This window comes from Chitinophaga tropicalis (assembly GCF_009758205.1).
In the GTDB taxonomy this organism is placed as follows: domain Bacteria; phylum Bacteroidota; class Bacteroidia; order Chitinophagales; family Chitinophagaceae; genus Chitinophaga; species Chitinophaga tropicalis.
The window spans coordinates 172,416-188,256 of sequence record NZ_WRXN01000012.1; the positions used below are offsets into that span (position 1 = coordinate 172,416).

A 15,841-nucleotide genomic window follows, 5' to 3' on the forward strand; every position below is an offset into this window, starting at 1 on the left:
AGAGATAATAAATATGAAAACCTCCGGAATAACAGATATGGAAACCTTGCTGAAACAAGCGGCTGCGCTTGGGGTGGAGATATTACTGGAAGATGGTCAGCTGATAATAGAAATGGATGAGGATAGCGATGTGGGTGATGACCTTCTTGATGCTTTGAGAGATAATAAAGACGCATTGCTACAGTACCTGAAAAAGAACAGGGCATCGGGCCTGCAACGTATACCTGGGGGAGAAAAAATACCTCTCTCCTTCAGCCAGGAAAGACTTTGGCTGATAGACAGGCTGGAAGGCAGTGTGCATTATCACATTCCCTCCCTGATCAACATGAAAGGCAGGCTTGACCCTAACTGCATGGAAGCAGCCTTGCGTGATATTGTACAACGGCATGAGGCGTTGAGAACAGTAATATACTGGTGTGCCGATGACAATACAGCATGGCAGCATATACAGGATGCTGCAAACTGGCAACTGGAAGATATAGCTGCTGATGCAACAGACGCCTTTATACAAAAGCCGTTTGATCTCTCTGCCGATTATATGCTGCGTGCGGCGCTAGTCACCTGCGCCCCGGAAGAATATACACTGATCATTGTTACACATCATATATCTTCTGATGGGTGGTCTGAATCTATCATTGTTTCAGAGCTTGCAGAGCTGTATGCAGCCCATGTTGAAAAACGCGCTCCAAGATTGGAAGAGCCTCCTTTCCGTTATGCAGACTATGCCGCATGGCAACGCAGCAATATTAGCGGGAAAGTACTGGCAGACCAGCTGGAATACTGGAGAAAGCAACTCTCCGGCGTTACGGCCCTCGAATTGCCGCTTGATTATGGAAGACCTGCGGTGCAAAGCACTAAAGGCGCATTGGCTGTTTTCAGGCTGAATGCGGCACTTACTACGGCGTTAAAGCAGGTTAGCCAGAACAATGGAGTAACCCTGTTTATGACCCTGCTGGCTACGTTTAAGGTTTTATTACACCGGTACAGCAGGCAGGAAGATATCTGCACAGGCATTCCTGTTGCCGGAAGGAAATTACGTGAAACAGAATCTATAGTCGGTTACTTTATAAACACCCTGGCCATACGCAGTAATGTAGAAAGCACGCTTTCTTTCAGCGGTTTTCTTCAACAGCTGAAAGAGACATTATTACAGGCCTACCAGCACCAGGATACACCGTTTGAAAAAGTAGTGGACACTGTTGTTGTAGAAAGGGATCTGGGCAGAACTCCGCTGTTCCAGGTGATGTTCTCCCTCCAAAATACACCGGAGGCGGCGGAAGTTAACCTGGGTGGAATGGAACTGTCTACAGGCAATGCTGTACATAACAGCTCAAAGTTTGACCTATCCTTCGTACTGGATGAAAGTCCTGACGGGCTTACGCTTGATGTCGAATATTGTACAGATCTGTTCCGGGAAGATACTATTACCCGCATGGCAGGACATTACGAACAGTTGTTACAATCGGTTACTGAAGATCCGGAACAGCTGACGGGAGAATTGAATATGCTGACAGATGCTGAGCAATATCAGCTGCTGGAAGAGTTTCCTGTTTCTCCTTTGCAACAGCCCGTCCTGCCTCCTGCTACACTGGTAGCTCTGTTCAGGGAACAGGCTTTGCTGCAGGATGAGCAGACTGCATTGGTAAGCGGGGATATTCAACTCTCCTACCGGCAGCTGGATGAGCAGTCTAACCAGGTAGCACATTTCCTGCTATCCCGTGGCGCAAAAGCGGAAAGCCTTATTGCTGTGTGTATGGAACGTAGCCCACTGCTGGTTACCTGTATGCTGGGCATACTAAAAGCAGGCGCCGCATATGTACCGGTAGACGCCTCCTATCCGAAGGAACGTATTAACTATATGATAGCTGATAGTGGCTGTGAGATGGTATTAGCTACGCCTGAATATGCTTCTCTGTGTGGTGATAAGGCTGTACCTGCAGATGAAAAAATATTTGACAACTATCCTGACACTCCGTTAAAGGAGAATGTTTCTGAAGAACAGATGGCTTATGTGATATATACATCCGGTTCTACCGGCAAACCAAAAGGTGTGATGTTAGAACATCGTAACCTGGTGAACCTGGTACGATGGCACAAGGCTTACTACGAAGTAAATGCTGACAGCAAAGCTACCGCCATGGCTAGCATTGGGTTCGATGCATTTGGATGGGAGCTATGGCCATATCTCTGCGCCGGAGCTGCTGTATGGCTGCTGGATGATGAGGCAAGACTATCACCTCAAACAATAGCAGCCCTGTACCTTTCGGCCGGTATTACACACAGCTTTGTGGCTACAGGCCTGGTGCAGGAGATCATGCTGGAATTACAGGGACGGAATGTACCGTTGCAATACATGCTGACAGGAGGCGACCGGCTGCCGCCTGTTTCTCTGACTGGTATCAATTTCAGGCTGGTTAACAACTACGGCCCTACTGAGAATACAGTGGTAACGAGCAGCTATATGCTGCCTGCTACAGGTAGCAAACAACCTCCGATTGGTAAGGCTGTCAGCAATAGCCGTATCTATATATTGGATAAAGCCTTACGTCCCGTGCCGGTAGGTGTTGCGGGTGAACTGTGCGTAAGTGGTAGTCAGCTGGCACGGGGGTATCTCGGTCAGCCGGAATTGACAGCAGCAAAATTCGTTGCTCATCCTTTCAGGGCAGCAGAACGGTTGTACCGTACCGGTGATCTGGCACGCTGGCTGCCGGATGGTAATATAGAATTTATTGGACGAAAAGATGACCAGGTAAAGATCCGCGGGTATCGTATTGAGCTGGGTGAAATAGAAAATGTGTTATTACAGAGCGGTGTGGCTGTTCAGGCTGTAGTGACGGCCACGCCGGATGCCCGTGGCATTAAACGACTGGTAGCCTACATCGTGCCTGCCGGCACTTTTAATAAAACAACACTTGTTGAATACCTGGAGTCCCGTTTGCCAGCTTACATGTTGCCGGCAGTGTATGTAGAAATTGCAGCTATCCCTCTTACAGCTAACGGTAAAGTAGACCGCCGGGCTTTGCCTGAGCCACAGGAGGAAGTGCAGGACCCATCACCGGAATATACTGCTCCGCGTAATGCGACTGAAGTAGCGTTGGCCAGTATCTGGCAGGAACTGCTGGGCAAAGAGAACATCAGCATTCATGATAATTTCTTCCGGCTGGGAGGCGATTCTATTATCAGCATACAGTTGGTAAGCCGTGCCAGACGAGCAGGATATGATTTCCAGCCCAAAGAGGTATTCTTACACCAAACCATTGCGCAGCTGGCAGCATTGGTTGCACACCGGGGGAAAACATTCCTGGCGGCAGGAGAACAAGGTATACTGAACGGGGCTGCAGGCCTGCTTCCAATACAGCAATGGTTCTTTGAAGAAGGACCGGAAGCAGTATCTGACCTCAGTCATTTTAACCAGAGCATGCTGCTGCGCATAAACAAAGAGCTCAGTCCTGCACAGGTATCCCTTGCCGTACAACAGCTAATACTACACCATGATGCACTACGGTTTACCTATACAAAAAAGGAAACAGGCTGGCAACAGATGTATAGCGAAGAACTATGCCTGCCTGTAACTATTGATCTGAGCACCGTGGTGGAGGAAGCACTAGCAGCCCGCATCAATGAATACTGTGAACAGGGCCAACAACAGCTGGATATTACAGCAGGGAAGCTGGTCAACATATTACATATCATCACACCGGCATCTCATAACCGGCTCTTCATAGCTGTTCATCATCTTGCCATTGATGGTGTATCATGGCGTATCCTGCTGGAAGACCTGGAAATGCTTCTGCAAGATACGGAGGCAGTGCTTGCAGAGAAAACCAGCTCATACCGCCAATGGTACGCGGCATTGGAACAATACGGCCAGTCCCCCGCTCTGCTTGCACAGCTGTCTTACTGGCAGCACATAATGAAGGCAGCACGATCATTGCCTGTTGACCGTAATGAAGGGCAGATGCTTCTTACAAAAGAGACCTCCTCTTTCAGCATACACCTGGATACAACAGTTACACGTAGTTTGCTACATGAAGTACCACAGGCATATAATACAGAGATCAATGATATTTTATTATCTGCATTGGCACTAACACTCCACGAATGGACAGGCTATCAGCAGATAACTATAGGACTGGAAGGGCATGGAAGGGAAAGCCTGTGGCCAGGCGTTGATACAAGCCGTACAACAGGGTGGTTCACTACTCTTTATCCTGTACTACTTGACATGAAGAGAAAAGACGCGGTGATCGTCAGTGTAAAGGAACAACTCCGTCAGGTACCGGATAAAGGCGCGGGCTTTGGCGTATTGAGATACATACGCAAAGAACCTTCACTACAGGGCATTCTGCCATGGAACATCCTGTTCAATTACCTGGGCCAGTTTGATAACATCAGTGATGAAGAAAGTCTGCTGGCAGCCGCAGATGAATATGCCGGTAATGAAGTGAGCGGAAATTTTCCGATAAGGGAGCTGATCTCCATCAACAGTATGATACAGGATGGAGAGCTGACATTCCACTGGACGTACAGCTGCCGCCACTATGAGGACAGCACGGTACAATCTCTCGCTGCTATCTACATCAACCATCTCCAGGAACTGATCAGGCATTGTGTGAAGCAGGCAAAGCAAGGGCAGGTCTTCACTCCTGCTGACTATGGCCTGTCCGGCCAGGTGACGTATGAGAAAATGGAGCAGTTCCTGAATAGTGCGGAAGACCAATCTGAAGATATACTCAGCTTTTAAAACCAGGTAGCTTGTCTGCCGGTGGCAGGCAAGCCTATATACAACATAAACCTTATAGTAATGAGCATTAAAGAATTTGTTGACAGGCTCCAGGAATCGCATTTCTCGCTGACTGTAGAAGGGGAAAAACTTGTCCTGAAGGGCGATAAAAAAAGACTTACAGAAGAACAGATAACAGCTATCAGGAAAAATGAAGAAGTAACTGGTTTTATAAAACAGAACAAACAGGAGCTGATCAGTTTTTTGAACACCGATGCCCGGCCGACATCAAAGAAAAAGGCCAGGATCTCTTCTATGTATCGCCTGAGCCCTTTACAGGAAGGCATGTTGTTCCATGGTTTGTATGATGACCAGGCTTCTGCGTACATTGAGCAGTTCACCTGTCATGTATTCAATGCAGACCCGGAAATACTGAGACAAACCTGGCTCCTGTTACTACAGAAGCATACCATACTTCGTACTGCATTTGAATATGAAGCGATGGAGATACCGGTGCAATGTGTATATAATGAAGTAACGTTGCCTTTTACTGTGCAGGACTTCCGTAATTGTGATACTACAGAAGCAATAAATGATTTCCTGGAGACAGACAAAGCAAAGGGAATTGATTTCAAAACGCCGCCATTGATGCGTGTGGCACTGTTACAGACAGATGCGTACAATTATGTTATGGTATGGACCTATCACCACATACTGCTGGACGGATGGTCAGTATCGGTACTGATGGAGGAGTTTACAGCGTGCTATAAACAGCTGGCGGCGGGCGGAACGGTGCACAACATAGAAACAGATACCTATGAAGATTATATACGCTTCATTTCATTACAGGATGAAAACGCTGCCGAGCAACATTGGCGGCAATACATGAACGGAATCACGGCAGGAACGCTGTTACCGTTCATATATGCTACAACAGACCGGACAAAAGGATCAGGACATTTTAATGAAGAGCTGCTTACCCTGGACCGGGAGAATAGCAGTAAGGCAGCAGCATTTGCAAGTGTACATGGAATCACCATCAATACGCTGGTACAGGGTGTATGGGCGTACCTGTTGCATTACTATACAGGTCAGGATGACATTACATATGGCGTTACAGTATCCGGCAGGCCGGAGCAGCTTCCTTTGGTGGAAAGGCGGGTGGGAATGTACATTAATACATTGCCATTGTTTACGACTGTAACAGATGAAATGAATATTACAGATTGGTTACAACAGCTGCAACAGGGCCAGATACAATGCCGGGAATATGGCTACCTGTCGCTCAATACCATTCAGCAATGGGCCGGCATTGGAGGAGATCTGTTTGACAGTATCCTTGTCTTCGAGAACTATCCGCAGGCGGAAGAGGAAGCGGCAGTGGCAGGAGCCTTCCGGGTAGACCATGTTGAGATCAAAGAACACTCCAATTATCCGTTATGCGTAATTGTTGGCGCAGCAGAACAGATACAGGTACTTTTCATTTATAATGAAGCCATCCTGGAGGCAACTTATATCAAACAGATAGCAGGCCATTTCAGACAGGTGCTGCTACAGATCATTTCTTCAGGTTACAACAAAACCGGGGACCTGCTCCCTGTTACGGAAGAGGAATCAAAGCGTCTCCTGCATGAATTCAACCAAACATCCCGTCCATATCCGGAGCATGCAAATATTATCAGCCTGTTCAGAGAACAGGTGCAGCAGCGGCCGGATGCAATAGCTGTGACCTGTGGCCGAAAGGAAATAACCTACAGGTCGCTGGATGAACAGTCCGGCAAGCTGGCTCATTACCTGCATAAAAAAGGCGTAAGCAGTGAAACGCTGGTGCCGGTATGCATGGAACGGAGTCTGGAGATGATGGTGGTGATCATTGCTATTCTTAAAGCAGGAGGCGCTTATGTACCCATTGATCCTTCACATCCATGGGAACGTATCCGTTTCATGCTGGAAGATGCAGGTAACCGTATGATCATCACGGATGCTGCATTCAGGGATAGCATGAAAGAGGAACTGGCTGTTATCCCGGAGATTATCTGTAAAGAAGAGCTAGCAGTATTGATTGCTGAAGAGACTGGCTTACCCGAGCTGGAACCGGAGCAGCTGGCATATATCATGTATACGTCAGGTTCTACAGGCAAACCTAAGGGCGTGCTGGTAACACATCGTAATGTAGTTAGCCTGATATACCGTCCCGGTTATACGGAGTTTACCCATGAAGATGCGGTATTGTCAGCCGGATCACTTTCCTTCGATGCAACAACCTTTGAATACTGGGGGATGTTGCTCAATGGCGGCCGGTTGGTATTGAGTGAAGAAAATGACCTGATGGATATAAGCGTGCTGAAAAGAACACTGGTTGCAGGAGGCGTGAACAAGATGTTTATGACAACAGGCTGGTTTAACCAGCTGGTAGATGTTGATATTACAGTATTTGAGGGGTTAACCACTATATTGGTGGGAGGAGAAAAAATGTCTGCACAACATGCGGAGAAGTTTCACCGCTATTATCCGCAGATAGCTTTCAGCAATATTTATGGTCCTACAGAGAACACTACTTTTTCGCTTAGTTATCTCATCAATGATAACCCGTTCTCCTCCAATGTTCCGATAGGTGTGCCGATGAGCAATTGTACTGCTTACGTGTTGAACAGCCGGTTACAGCCGGTGCCGGTGGGTGTTGCCGGAGAATTGTACCTGGGCGGAAGCGGTGTTGCCAGAGGGTATTGTGGCGAACCGGAGCTGACGGCAGAGAAATTTATCAGCCATCCTTTCAGCAGCGATCCCCTGGAAAAATTATACCGTACGGGCGATATTGCCCGCTGGCTGCCGGATGGCAATATCGAATATATTACCCGCAGGGATGACCAGGTTAAGGTACGCGGGTATCGTATAGAGCTGGGAGAAGTAGAAGCCGCCTTGCAGAAATATGCGCAGGTAAAACAGGCTGTGGTACTGGCAATTCCTGACGATAATGGTCAGAAGAAACTGGTAGCATGGATTGTACCGGATGAGACATTCAATCGTGAAGGTATACTGGCTTTCCTGCGGGAGCAGGTGCCGGCATATATGGTACCTGGTACACTGGTTGAGATAGCACAGCTGCCACTGACGGCTAATGGTAAAGTAGATAAGAAGCAACTGCTGTTTTCCGGGGTAAGTAATGAAGTTGTTTCCACCCATACTCCTCCCCGTAACAAAACTGAAGAGATCCTTGCTTCCGTCTGGGCACGCCTGCTGAAGCTGGAGCATATAGGCATTCACGATAACTTCTTTGATCTGGGAGGCCACTCCCTGCTTGCCATCCGGCTGGTGGCAGCTATGCGCGAAGAAATAAGTGCGGAGTTATCTATAGGATCATTGTTCCTCTATCCTACCATTGCCGAACTGGCGGCCATTATCAATGAGAAGGACCTCAGTGCAAAACTCCCCGCAATCAGCGCTATGCCACGCCCTCGGCAGATACCTTTATCATACAGCCAGGAACGGCTGTGGTTTATTGATCAGCTGGAGGGAAGCCTCCATTACCACATGCCATCCGTATTACGGCTGAAAGGCTGGCTGGACCGGGAGGCGCTGGAACAGGCATTGCGGAATATTATAGCGCGGCATGAAATACTGAGAACGTCCATCATTGCCGAAGACGGAGTGCCGTACCAGGTGATCAGGGGGTATGAACAATGGGCGCTTCAGGATATTATGCCGGCTAATATACAGGCATTTATTAGCCGTCCTTTTGATCTTTCTGCTGATTATCTGCTACGCGCAGGCGTTGCCATTGTAAATGAGGATGAAACAGTGCTGGTAATGGTGATGCATCATATTGCGTCCGACGGCTGGTCAGCCGGTATACTGGTGCGCGAGCTAAGCACACTATATGAGCAGGCAGCATCTTTGCCCCCCTTACCATTGCAATATGCAGATTATGCCATCTGGCAACGGGCCAATGTGAGTGGCAAATTCCTGCAATCCCAACAATCTTACTGGGCTGAAAAACTGTCCGGCACAGCACCTCTGCAAATACAGACAGATTATGAACGTCCCGTTATACAGAGCAATGCGGGGGCTATAGTACATCATCGTATAGATGCGCTGTTAATGGACAGGTTACAGCAGCTAAGTGCGAAGGAAGGCGTAACGCTGTACATGACCCTGCTGGCGGCCTATAAAGTCTTACTGTTCCGTTACAGCGGCCAGGAAGATATCTGCGTAGGCACAGTGGTTGCCGGAAGACAGCAACAGGAAACAGAACATCTTATTGGCTTCTTTGTGAATACACTTGCACTGAGAAGCGAGGTAAAAGGGAATATTCCTTTCACAGAACTTCTGCAACAGGTAAGATCTACCCTGCTGGAAAGTTATGAACATCAGTACCTTCCCTTTGAGAAAGTGGTAGAACTGGTGGTGAAAGACCGTGATATGAGCAGGAGCCCTTTATTCCAGGCAATGTTTGTATCTGAGGATGTAGATGATACTGCATTCCGGCTGGGAGACCTGCAGGTATCTCCGGGAGAACTGGAATATACCACTTCCAAATTCGATATCAATTTTATGTGGTCTGCATCTGAAGATGGTATTGATCTGAATATAGTTTATTGCAGCGATCTCTTTTCGCCAGCTACCATCCAACGTATGGCGAAGCATTTTGAGCAATTATTATGGTCTGTTGTTACGTTGCCTTCACAGGAGGTAGGAGCACTTTATATGCTGGGTCAGGAAGAGAAACAGGAGTTATTGCATCAATTCAGCTGGCAGTCTGTCCATCTTGCCGGGAAGCCATCAAAAACAATTATAGAACAATTCCTTTCACATGCTACAACGCAGCCTGATGCCCCGGCGGTGGTATATGAAGGGCAGCAACTGACTTATAAAGAACTGGATGAACGTGCAGGTATACTGGCACAGTTCCTTATAAAGAAAGGAGTAAAGCATGACGTACCTGTGCCGTTGTGTATGGAAAGAGGTATTGAGATGATAGTGGGCATACTCGGCATACTGAAAGCTGGCGGAGCATATGTTCCAATTGATCCGGCTTTTCCTGAAGAGAGGATCTCCTACATACTTGAAGATACCGGCAGCAGTATAGTGCTTGCAGACCGTCATCTGCAATATAAGTTACAGTCGGCCGGCATTGCCACATACCTCGATCTCCGTGAGGACTGGCATATTATAAACGCGGATCCGGAAATGATTGAGCTGGATTATAGTCGGCCGGAACACCTGACCTACGTAATCTACACTTCCGGTTCTACCGGCAGGCCTAAAGGAGTAATGATAGAGCATAGGCATCTGGCTGATTATCTTCATGGTCTTCATCAACGGTGCAATTCTGAAGATTGCCGTTCGTTTGCACTGGTACCTACTATTGCAACTGACCTTGGCAATACGGTACTTTTCGGCGCGCTGGCCGCTGGCGCCGTTCTGCATATTATTTCAGCAGAGAGGATCACAGATGCAGAGCTTTTACGTGATTATTTCCAAAGTAACAGGATAGATTGCCTGAAAATAGTGCCTTCTCACTGGAAAGCGTTAAGCGCCGGAGACATGCTGTTGTTGCCGGAAAAGCTGCTCATCTTTGGTGGCGAGGCCCTTCAGCAGGATGTAATTGATACGATAGCCGCATCGGGCAGTAGTTGTGTGGTATACAACCACTACGGGCCTACGGAAACTACGATCGGTAAGTGTATGTACAGGGCGGTTGATCATGTGGCAAGCGTGGGCATACCTATTGGCACACCCATGACCGGAGCAGCAGCCTATATTACAGATCAGGCAGGGAACCTTGTTCCGCCCGGTGTAGCAGGAGAATTATGGATTGGCGGCGGTGGAGTAGCAAGAGGCTACTGGAACCAGCCGGAACTTAGTGCAGCTAAATTTATACAGGACCCTTTCAGCGTTAATCCGGCCGCAAGGGTATATAAAACCGGAGACCAGGCCCGATGGCTGCCGGAAGGCAATATACTCTTTATGGGCCGTACTGATGACCAGGTGAAGATCCGGGGTTACAGGACAGAGCCGGGAGAAATAGAGCGTGTATTGCAGGAAAGCGGTATGGTGCTGCAGGGAATTGTATTGCCGCGCCAGGATAGTACTAACAACAAATACCTGGCTGCTTACCTGGTAATGAAAGAAAATATCAGCAGAGAGCAGATATTGAGCATGTTGAGAAGCCGTTTACCTGAATATATGATACCCACTGCCATTATGGAAATGAAAGAGCTTCCACTTACTGCTAACGGGAAGGTAAACCGTAAAGCATTGCCGGAACCTGAGTCAGTATCACTCTCCGGTACGTCCTATGTAGCGCCGGTAACAGCTACCGAACAGTGGCTCAGTGGAATATGGCAGGAACTACTTGGTACAAAAGAGCCAGGCATTCATCATAACTTCTTTGAAGCAGGAGGTCATTCTCTCGCAGCAGTACGCCTGCTTTCACGTATCAGAAAAGCCGGGCATGATATACGGCTGAATGATATCATGACACATAAGACTATCGCCACTCAGGCCGCTTTGCTGGACAGCATCTCAAAGCCGGTCCTTTCAGACGAAAAGCATGTAATAACACTGGGCGGTAATGCTGCAGACAGACCATTGTTCATTATTCCCGGCGGCGATGGGGTTGTTGACTGGTATGATAACGTAGCCTCCAGGTTGGAAGCTATTGGGCCTGTATATGGCATCAGCATGCCTGGTATGCTTGATGGAGAACAGCCGCTGAACAGTGTGGAAGAAATAGCGGCATGGAATATTGCCCATATCAGAGGTATACAGCCGGAAGGACCTTACAGGTTAATGGGACATTCCTTCGGAGCATATGTACTTTACGAGATGATCAGGCAACTGGAGGCGGTAAATGAACAGGTAGAACAGGCTATTATACTGGATGCCCCGTCAACCCGGCGTGTATCTTATGAAGACGAGGAAATGCTGGTAGATGACATAGTGCAGTACATGGAGGAATATGGCCTGCTGCAGCAACCTTATCCGCAATGGGTACAGAACATCAAAGCCAGGCTGGCAACATTGCCTGTGGCTGAAAGGCGCAGTTACGTACTCAATGCCGTTCATCAATATATTCTGCAGAGCGGCTTGCCGGAGCTGACGCAACGTACTATCCGCCTGTTAATAAGCAATACTTCCATTGGTTATACTGTTGCCGGTAAAGTGAAGGCGTCGTTGCTGATAGTACGCGCCACTGAACAGAATTGGGAGCAGCTGGGATTTGATGAAGCCCTGGGCTGGGGCCCTTTTGCGGCTAAAGTTAAAACGGCAGTGGTACCGGGAGATCACGCTTCGATGATTAAGAATGAAAATGCAATAACATTGGCCAACGTGCTAAATCAATATCAATCTGACCTACAAATTTTTAACCCTTAAAACAATCTGCGGATATGTCTACACAAGTATTTGAAACAATGGAATCTAATGTACGGAGCTATTCCAGGAGCTTTCCCGTTGTTTTTAACAAAGCAAAAGGATCTTACCTGTATGCGGACAATGGCAACGCATACATTGACTTCCTCATGGGGGCCGGTGCTCTTAACTACGGTCATAACAATGAGTATATCAAACAACAGCTGCTGGCTTATATGGCTGATGACAGCATCATGCAGGGACTGGATATGTTCACCATAGCAAAGGGTGATTTTATCAGTTCTTTCAACGATCTCTTGCTGAAGCCAAAAGGTTTGCAATATAAATTCCAGTTTTGCGGCCCTACAGGCACCAATGCTATTGAAGCGGCACTGAAACTGGCAAGGAATTATACCAAACGTTCTAACGTGATTGCCTTCATGGGGGCGTATCACGGATTATCGCAGGGCAGCCTGGCGTTGACCAGCAACCAGTATCACCGCCAGGTGGCCGGGGTTGGCCTGCACAATGTGACCTTCCTGCCTTTTGAGAATGGCGGTCCTGCAGGACTTGACAGTCTCTCCTATTTTGAAATGATGCTGGAAGATACTCACTCCGGCATTGAAAAGCCGGCCGCCGTTATCCTTGAAAGCGTGCAGGCAGAGGGAGGTGTGAATGTTGCTTCAGCAGAATGGCTGCGCAGTCTGAAACAGATCTGTGAGAAACACGGTATACTCTTTATCAGCGATGATATACAGATAGGTTGTGGCAGGTCAGGCGACTTCTTCTCTTTCGAGCAGGCCGGTATTGTTCCTGACATTGTTGTGCTTTCCAAATCGCTCAGCGGATACGGATTGCCGATGGCTATGTTGCTGATAAAACCGGAACTGGATATCTGGCAACCGGGGGAACATAATGGAACTTTCAGGGGTTACCAGCTGGCTTTCATTGGTGGCAAGGCCGCCCTGGAATTCAGGCGTGATACAGGTCTTGAAGCTGCCGTGAAACAAAAGGCAATCTACATAGAACGTTTTCTGAAAGAAGAACTGGCGGCAGCAGATGAGCGTATTGTTATCAGGGGCCGGGGACTGATGTGGGGCATTGATCTTTCTTCCTTCGAAGATCCGTTACTGGCAAAGAAAGTAGCACAGCAAAGCTTTGAGGATAAGCTGATCGTGGAGTGTGTTGGCCGGCATGATAAAGTGATCAAACTATTACCAGCCCTGACAATTGAAGAGACTACATTGAACCAGGCGCTCGATATCCTGCAACGTAATATCAACGCTAACATCAGGTCCAGGGCATCCAGGAAAGCAGCATTGGCATAAACGAAACAATCAGTATTTATTTACAAGCATAACAGATGCAGACAGACACTTCATCGACACAGATGGTGAAACGCAGGCCCGGGAAAATGTTCAGGCTATACAGCTATATAAAACCTTACTGGTTATCATTTACCGCAGGGATGTTATTCCTGGTCCTGTCCAGTCTGGCGGGGCTTACAATACCCTACCTGCTGGGGCAGCTGGTAGATCACGGGGCGAAAGATCATCTGCCGGAAGCCATCAATCGTGTGGGATTGCTGTTACTGGCGGTACTGAGCGGACAGGCCGTACTATCTTTCTTCCGGGTAACACTCTTCGTTAATGTAACAGAAAGGACATTGTCGGCATTAAGGCAGGACGTCTATAACCACCTGATCAGGCTGCCTATGTCTTTCTTTATGAGAAGGAAGATAGGAGAACTGAACAGCCATATTTCAGCAGATATTTCCCTGCTGCAGGAAACGCTGGCTACCACGCTGGCAGAGTTCATCCGCAACGCGATCACATTTGCCGGCGCCTTTGCACTTCTGCTGACAACGTCTCTGAAACTTGCCCTGTTCATACTGCTGGTATTTCCGCTGATACTGGGTACAGGTCTGCTGTTTGGAAAATATATCCGCAAATTTTCCGGGGATGCGCAGGGAAAGATAGCGGAAGCAAACAATATACTGGAGGAAACGCTGCAAGGGATATTGAGTGTGAAGGCATTTGCCAATGAGTTCTTTGAAATGAAACGTTACCGGAAAAAAGTAATGGAAGGCGCTGATATAGGGATAAAGAACGGGAAATACAAAGGTGTGCTTACTTCCATGTTATTGTTCCTGAGCTTTGGAGCTATTGTGATCGTGATCTGGAAGGGCGCATTGCTGGTGGCTACAGGAGAAATGAAATCGGCCGGTGCACTGATATCTTTTGTGGTTTATGCCGCATTTATAGGCGGTTCCATCACTGAACTGGCAGAAACGTACACACATATGCAGAAGAGCTTAGGGGCTACCAGGCACCTGTTTGAGATACTGGAGGAAGAGCCGGAGCCGTTGACCGATACTGCCGGTGTAGTGCCGCAACAAGTACTTGACGGTATGATCCTTTTCAACAATGTTTCTTTCTGTTATCCTACACGTCCTGATCAGCAGGTATTGAGTGGGGCCAGTTTTTCTGTGGATGCCAATCAGAAGATAGCTTTGGTGGGACATAGCGGTGCTGGTAAAAGCACTATTGCTGCATTGCTGCTGAGGCTTTATGACCCTCTGAATGGCAATATCTATTTTGGCGGAAGAAACATCAGGAATATGTCCTATTCTGAGCTGAGAAGCCAGATAGCATTGGTACCACAGGATGTATTCCTGTTTGCCGCGTCTATCAGGGACAATATTGCATATGGTAATCCGGCGGCTACGGATGATGAGATCATTGCTGCAGCCAGACGGGCCAATGCGTGGGATTTTATACAGTATTTTCACCAGGGTATTGATACCATGGTGGGTGACAGAGGAGTTCAGCTTTCCGGCGGTCAGCGGCAGCGCATTGCTATTGCAAGGGCATTGCTGAAAAACCCCAGGATACTTATTCTTGACGAGGCTACCTCTGCGCTGGATTCAGAATCTGAACTGCTGGTACAGTCTGCGTTAGACCATCTTATGCAGGGGCGGACGAGTATTATCATTGCTCACAGGCTTTCTACTGTCAGAGAGGCTGATAAGATCATTGTGATAGATAAAGGGAAAGTAGCGGAGGAAGGGACCCATCATCAGTTGCTTGGTATTGAAGGAGGGATATACAGAAGTCTGATCGCTTTGCAGACGGTGAAGGAGGAGGTAGTGTAAATGTGTTGTCTGATGTGGAGGAATTTTGTAAAAAGATGGCTATTGCCTTCTCAGGCAAAAGCCATCTTGCATAAAGGCATTTTGACCTGCGGCCGGTTAAAAACTAATAGAGGGTCCTGTCTCCTTTTATCTGCCAGGCTTTGAATACATCTATTGCAGGAGCGAAAGGGAAAGAAATAAAAGGTATCTTTTTCTCTTCATGGGGCACTGCTATTTCACGATAGATGAATGAATCGTCAAAATCAATAGCTGCAGCATCGTCTTTGGTGTTGGCGAAGTATACGCGTTGGGGTCTTGCCCAGTAAATAGCCCCCAGGCACATGGGGCAGGGCTCGCAGGAGGTGAAGATCTCACAGTCATGTAACTGGAAGGTACCGAGACGGGAACAGGCGTCGCGGATAGCCATTACCTCTGCGTGAGCAGTGGGGTCGTTGAGAGACAATACCTGGTTCCAGCCTTCTCCTACTATCTCCTCTCCTCTTACTACTATTGCTCCAAAGGGGCCGCCTTCTCCGTTTTCCATTCCCTTACGGGAAAGCTCTACTGCTATCTGCATAAATCTTTTTTCTCTGTCGCCTATCATAATGTCGGGTTTGTACCAAATTTAAGGA

The 15,841-nt window shown here is 47.9% G+C and carries 5 protein-coding genes; 4 read left to right on the plus strand and 1 reads right to left on the minus strand.

The genetic code is table 11. The features are described from left to right. Nucleotides 1–13 precede the first annotated feature (13 nt). The 4 genes from GO493_RS23535 to GO493_RS23550 are packed head-to-tail and all read left to right on the plus strand — an operon-like array spanning nt 14 to nt 15,230. Entirely contained in the window at nt 14–4,744 is a 4,731-nt protein-coding gene (locus GO493_RS23535; protein WP_198315810.1) for a non-ribosomal peptide synthetase, read from the plus strand. 60 nt (nt 4,745–4,804) lie between these two features. Beyond that, nucleotides 4,805–12,100 carry a non-ribosomal peptide synthetase gene (locus tag GO493_RS23540; protein WP_157308685.1) on the plus strand — a complete coding sequence of 2,432 codons (7,296 nt, stop codon included), beginning with the start codon at nt 4,805–4,807 and terminating at the stop codon, nt 12,098–12,100. Nucleotides 12,101–12,114: 14 nt separating this feature from the next. After that, nucleotides 12,115–13,404: a diaminobutyrate--2-oxoglutarate transaminase gene (ectB, locus tag GO493_RS23545; RefSeq protein WP_157308686.1), complete on the plus strand. Its 1,290-nt coding sequence runs from the start codon at nt 12,115–12,117 to the stop codon at nt 13,402–13,404. A 35-nt stretch (nt 13,405–13,439) separates the two neighbouring features. Further along, nucleotides 13,440–15,230 (plus strand): ABC transporter ATP-binding protein, encoded by a 1,791-nt coding sequence (locus GO493_RS23550; RefSeq protein ID WP_157308687.1) that lies wholly within the window; start codon nt 13,440–13,442, stop codon nt 15,228–15,230. A 103-nt stretch (nt 15,231–15,333) separates the two neighbouring features. Here GO493_RS23550 and GO493_RS23555 read toward each other — a convergent pair whose 3' ends face one another. Beyond that, nucleotides 15,334–15,813 (minus strand): nucleoside deaminase, encoded by a 480-nt coding sequence (locus GO493_RS23555; protein ID WP_157308688.1) that lies wholly within the window; start codon nt 15,811–15,813, stop codon nt 15,334–15,336. Nucleotides 15,814–15,841 lie beyond the last annotated feature (28 nt).

Coding starts and splice junctions, on each gene's coding strand:
- GO493_RS23540 (WP_157308685.1), top strand. CDS start 4,805: ATGAGCATTAAAGAATTTGTTGACAGGCTCCAGGAATCGCATTTCTCG.
- GO493_RS23555 (WP_157308688.1), bottom strand. CDS start 15,813: ATGATAGGCGACAGAGAAAAAAGATTTATGCAGATAGCAGTAGAGCTT.
- GO493_RS23535 (WP_198315810.1), top strand. CDS start 14: ATGAAAACCTCCGGAATAACAGATATGGAAACCTTGCTGAAACAAGCG.
- GO493_RS23550 (WP_157308687.1), top strand. CDS start 13,440: ATGCAGACAGACACTTCATCGACACAGATGGTGAAACGCAGGCCCGGG.
- ectB (WP_157308686.1), top strand. CDS start 12,115: ATGTCTACACAAGTATTTGAAACAATGGAATCTAATGTACGGAGCTAT.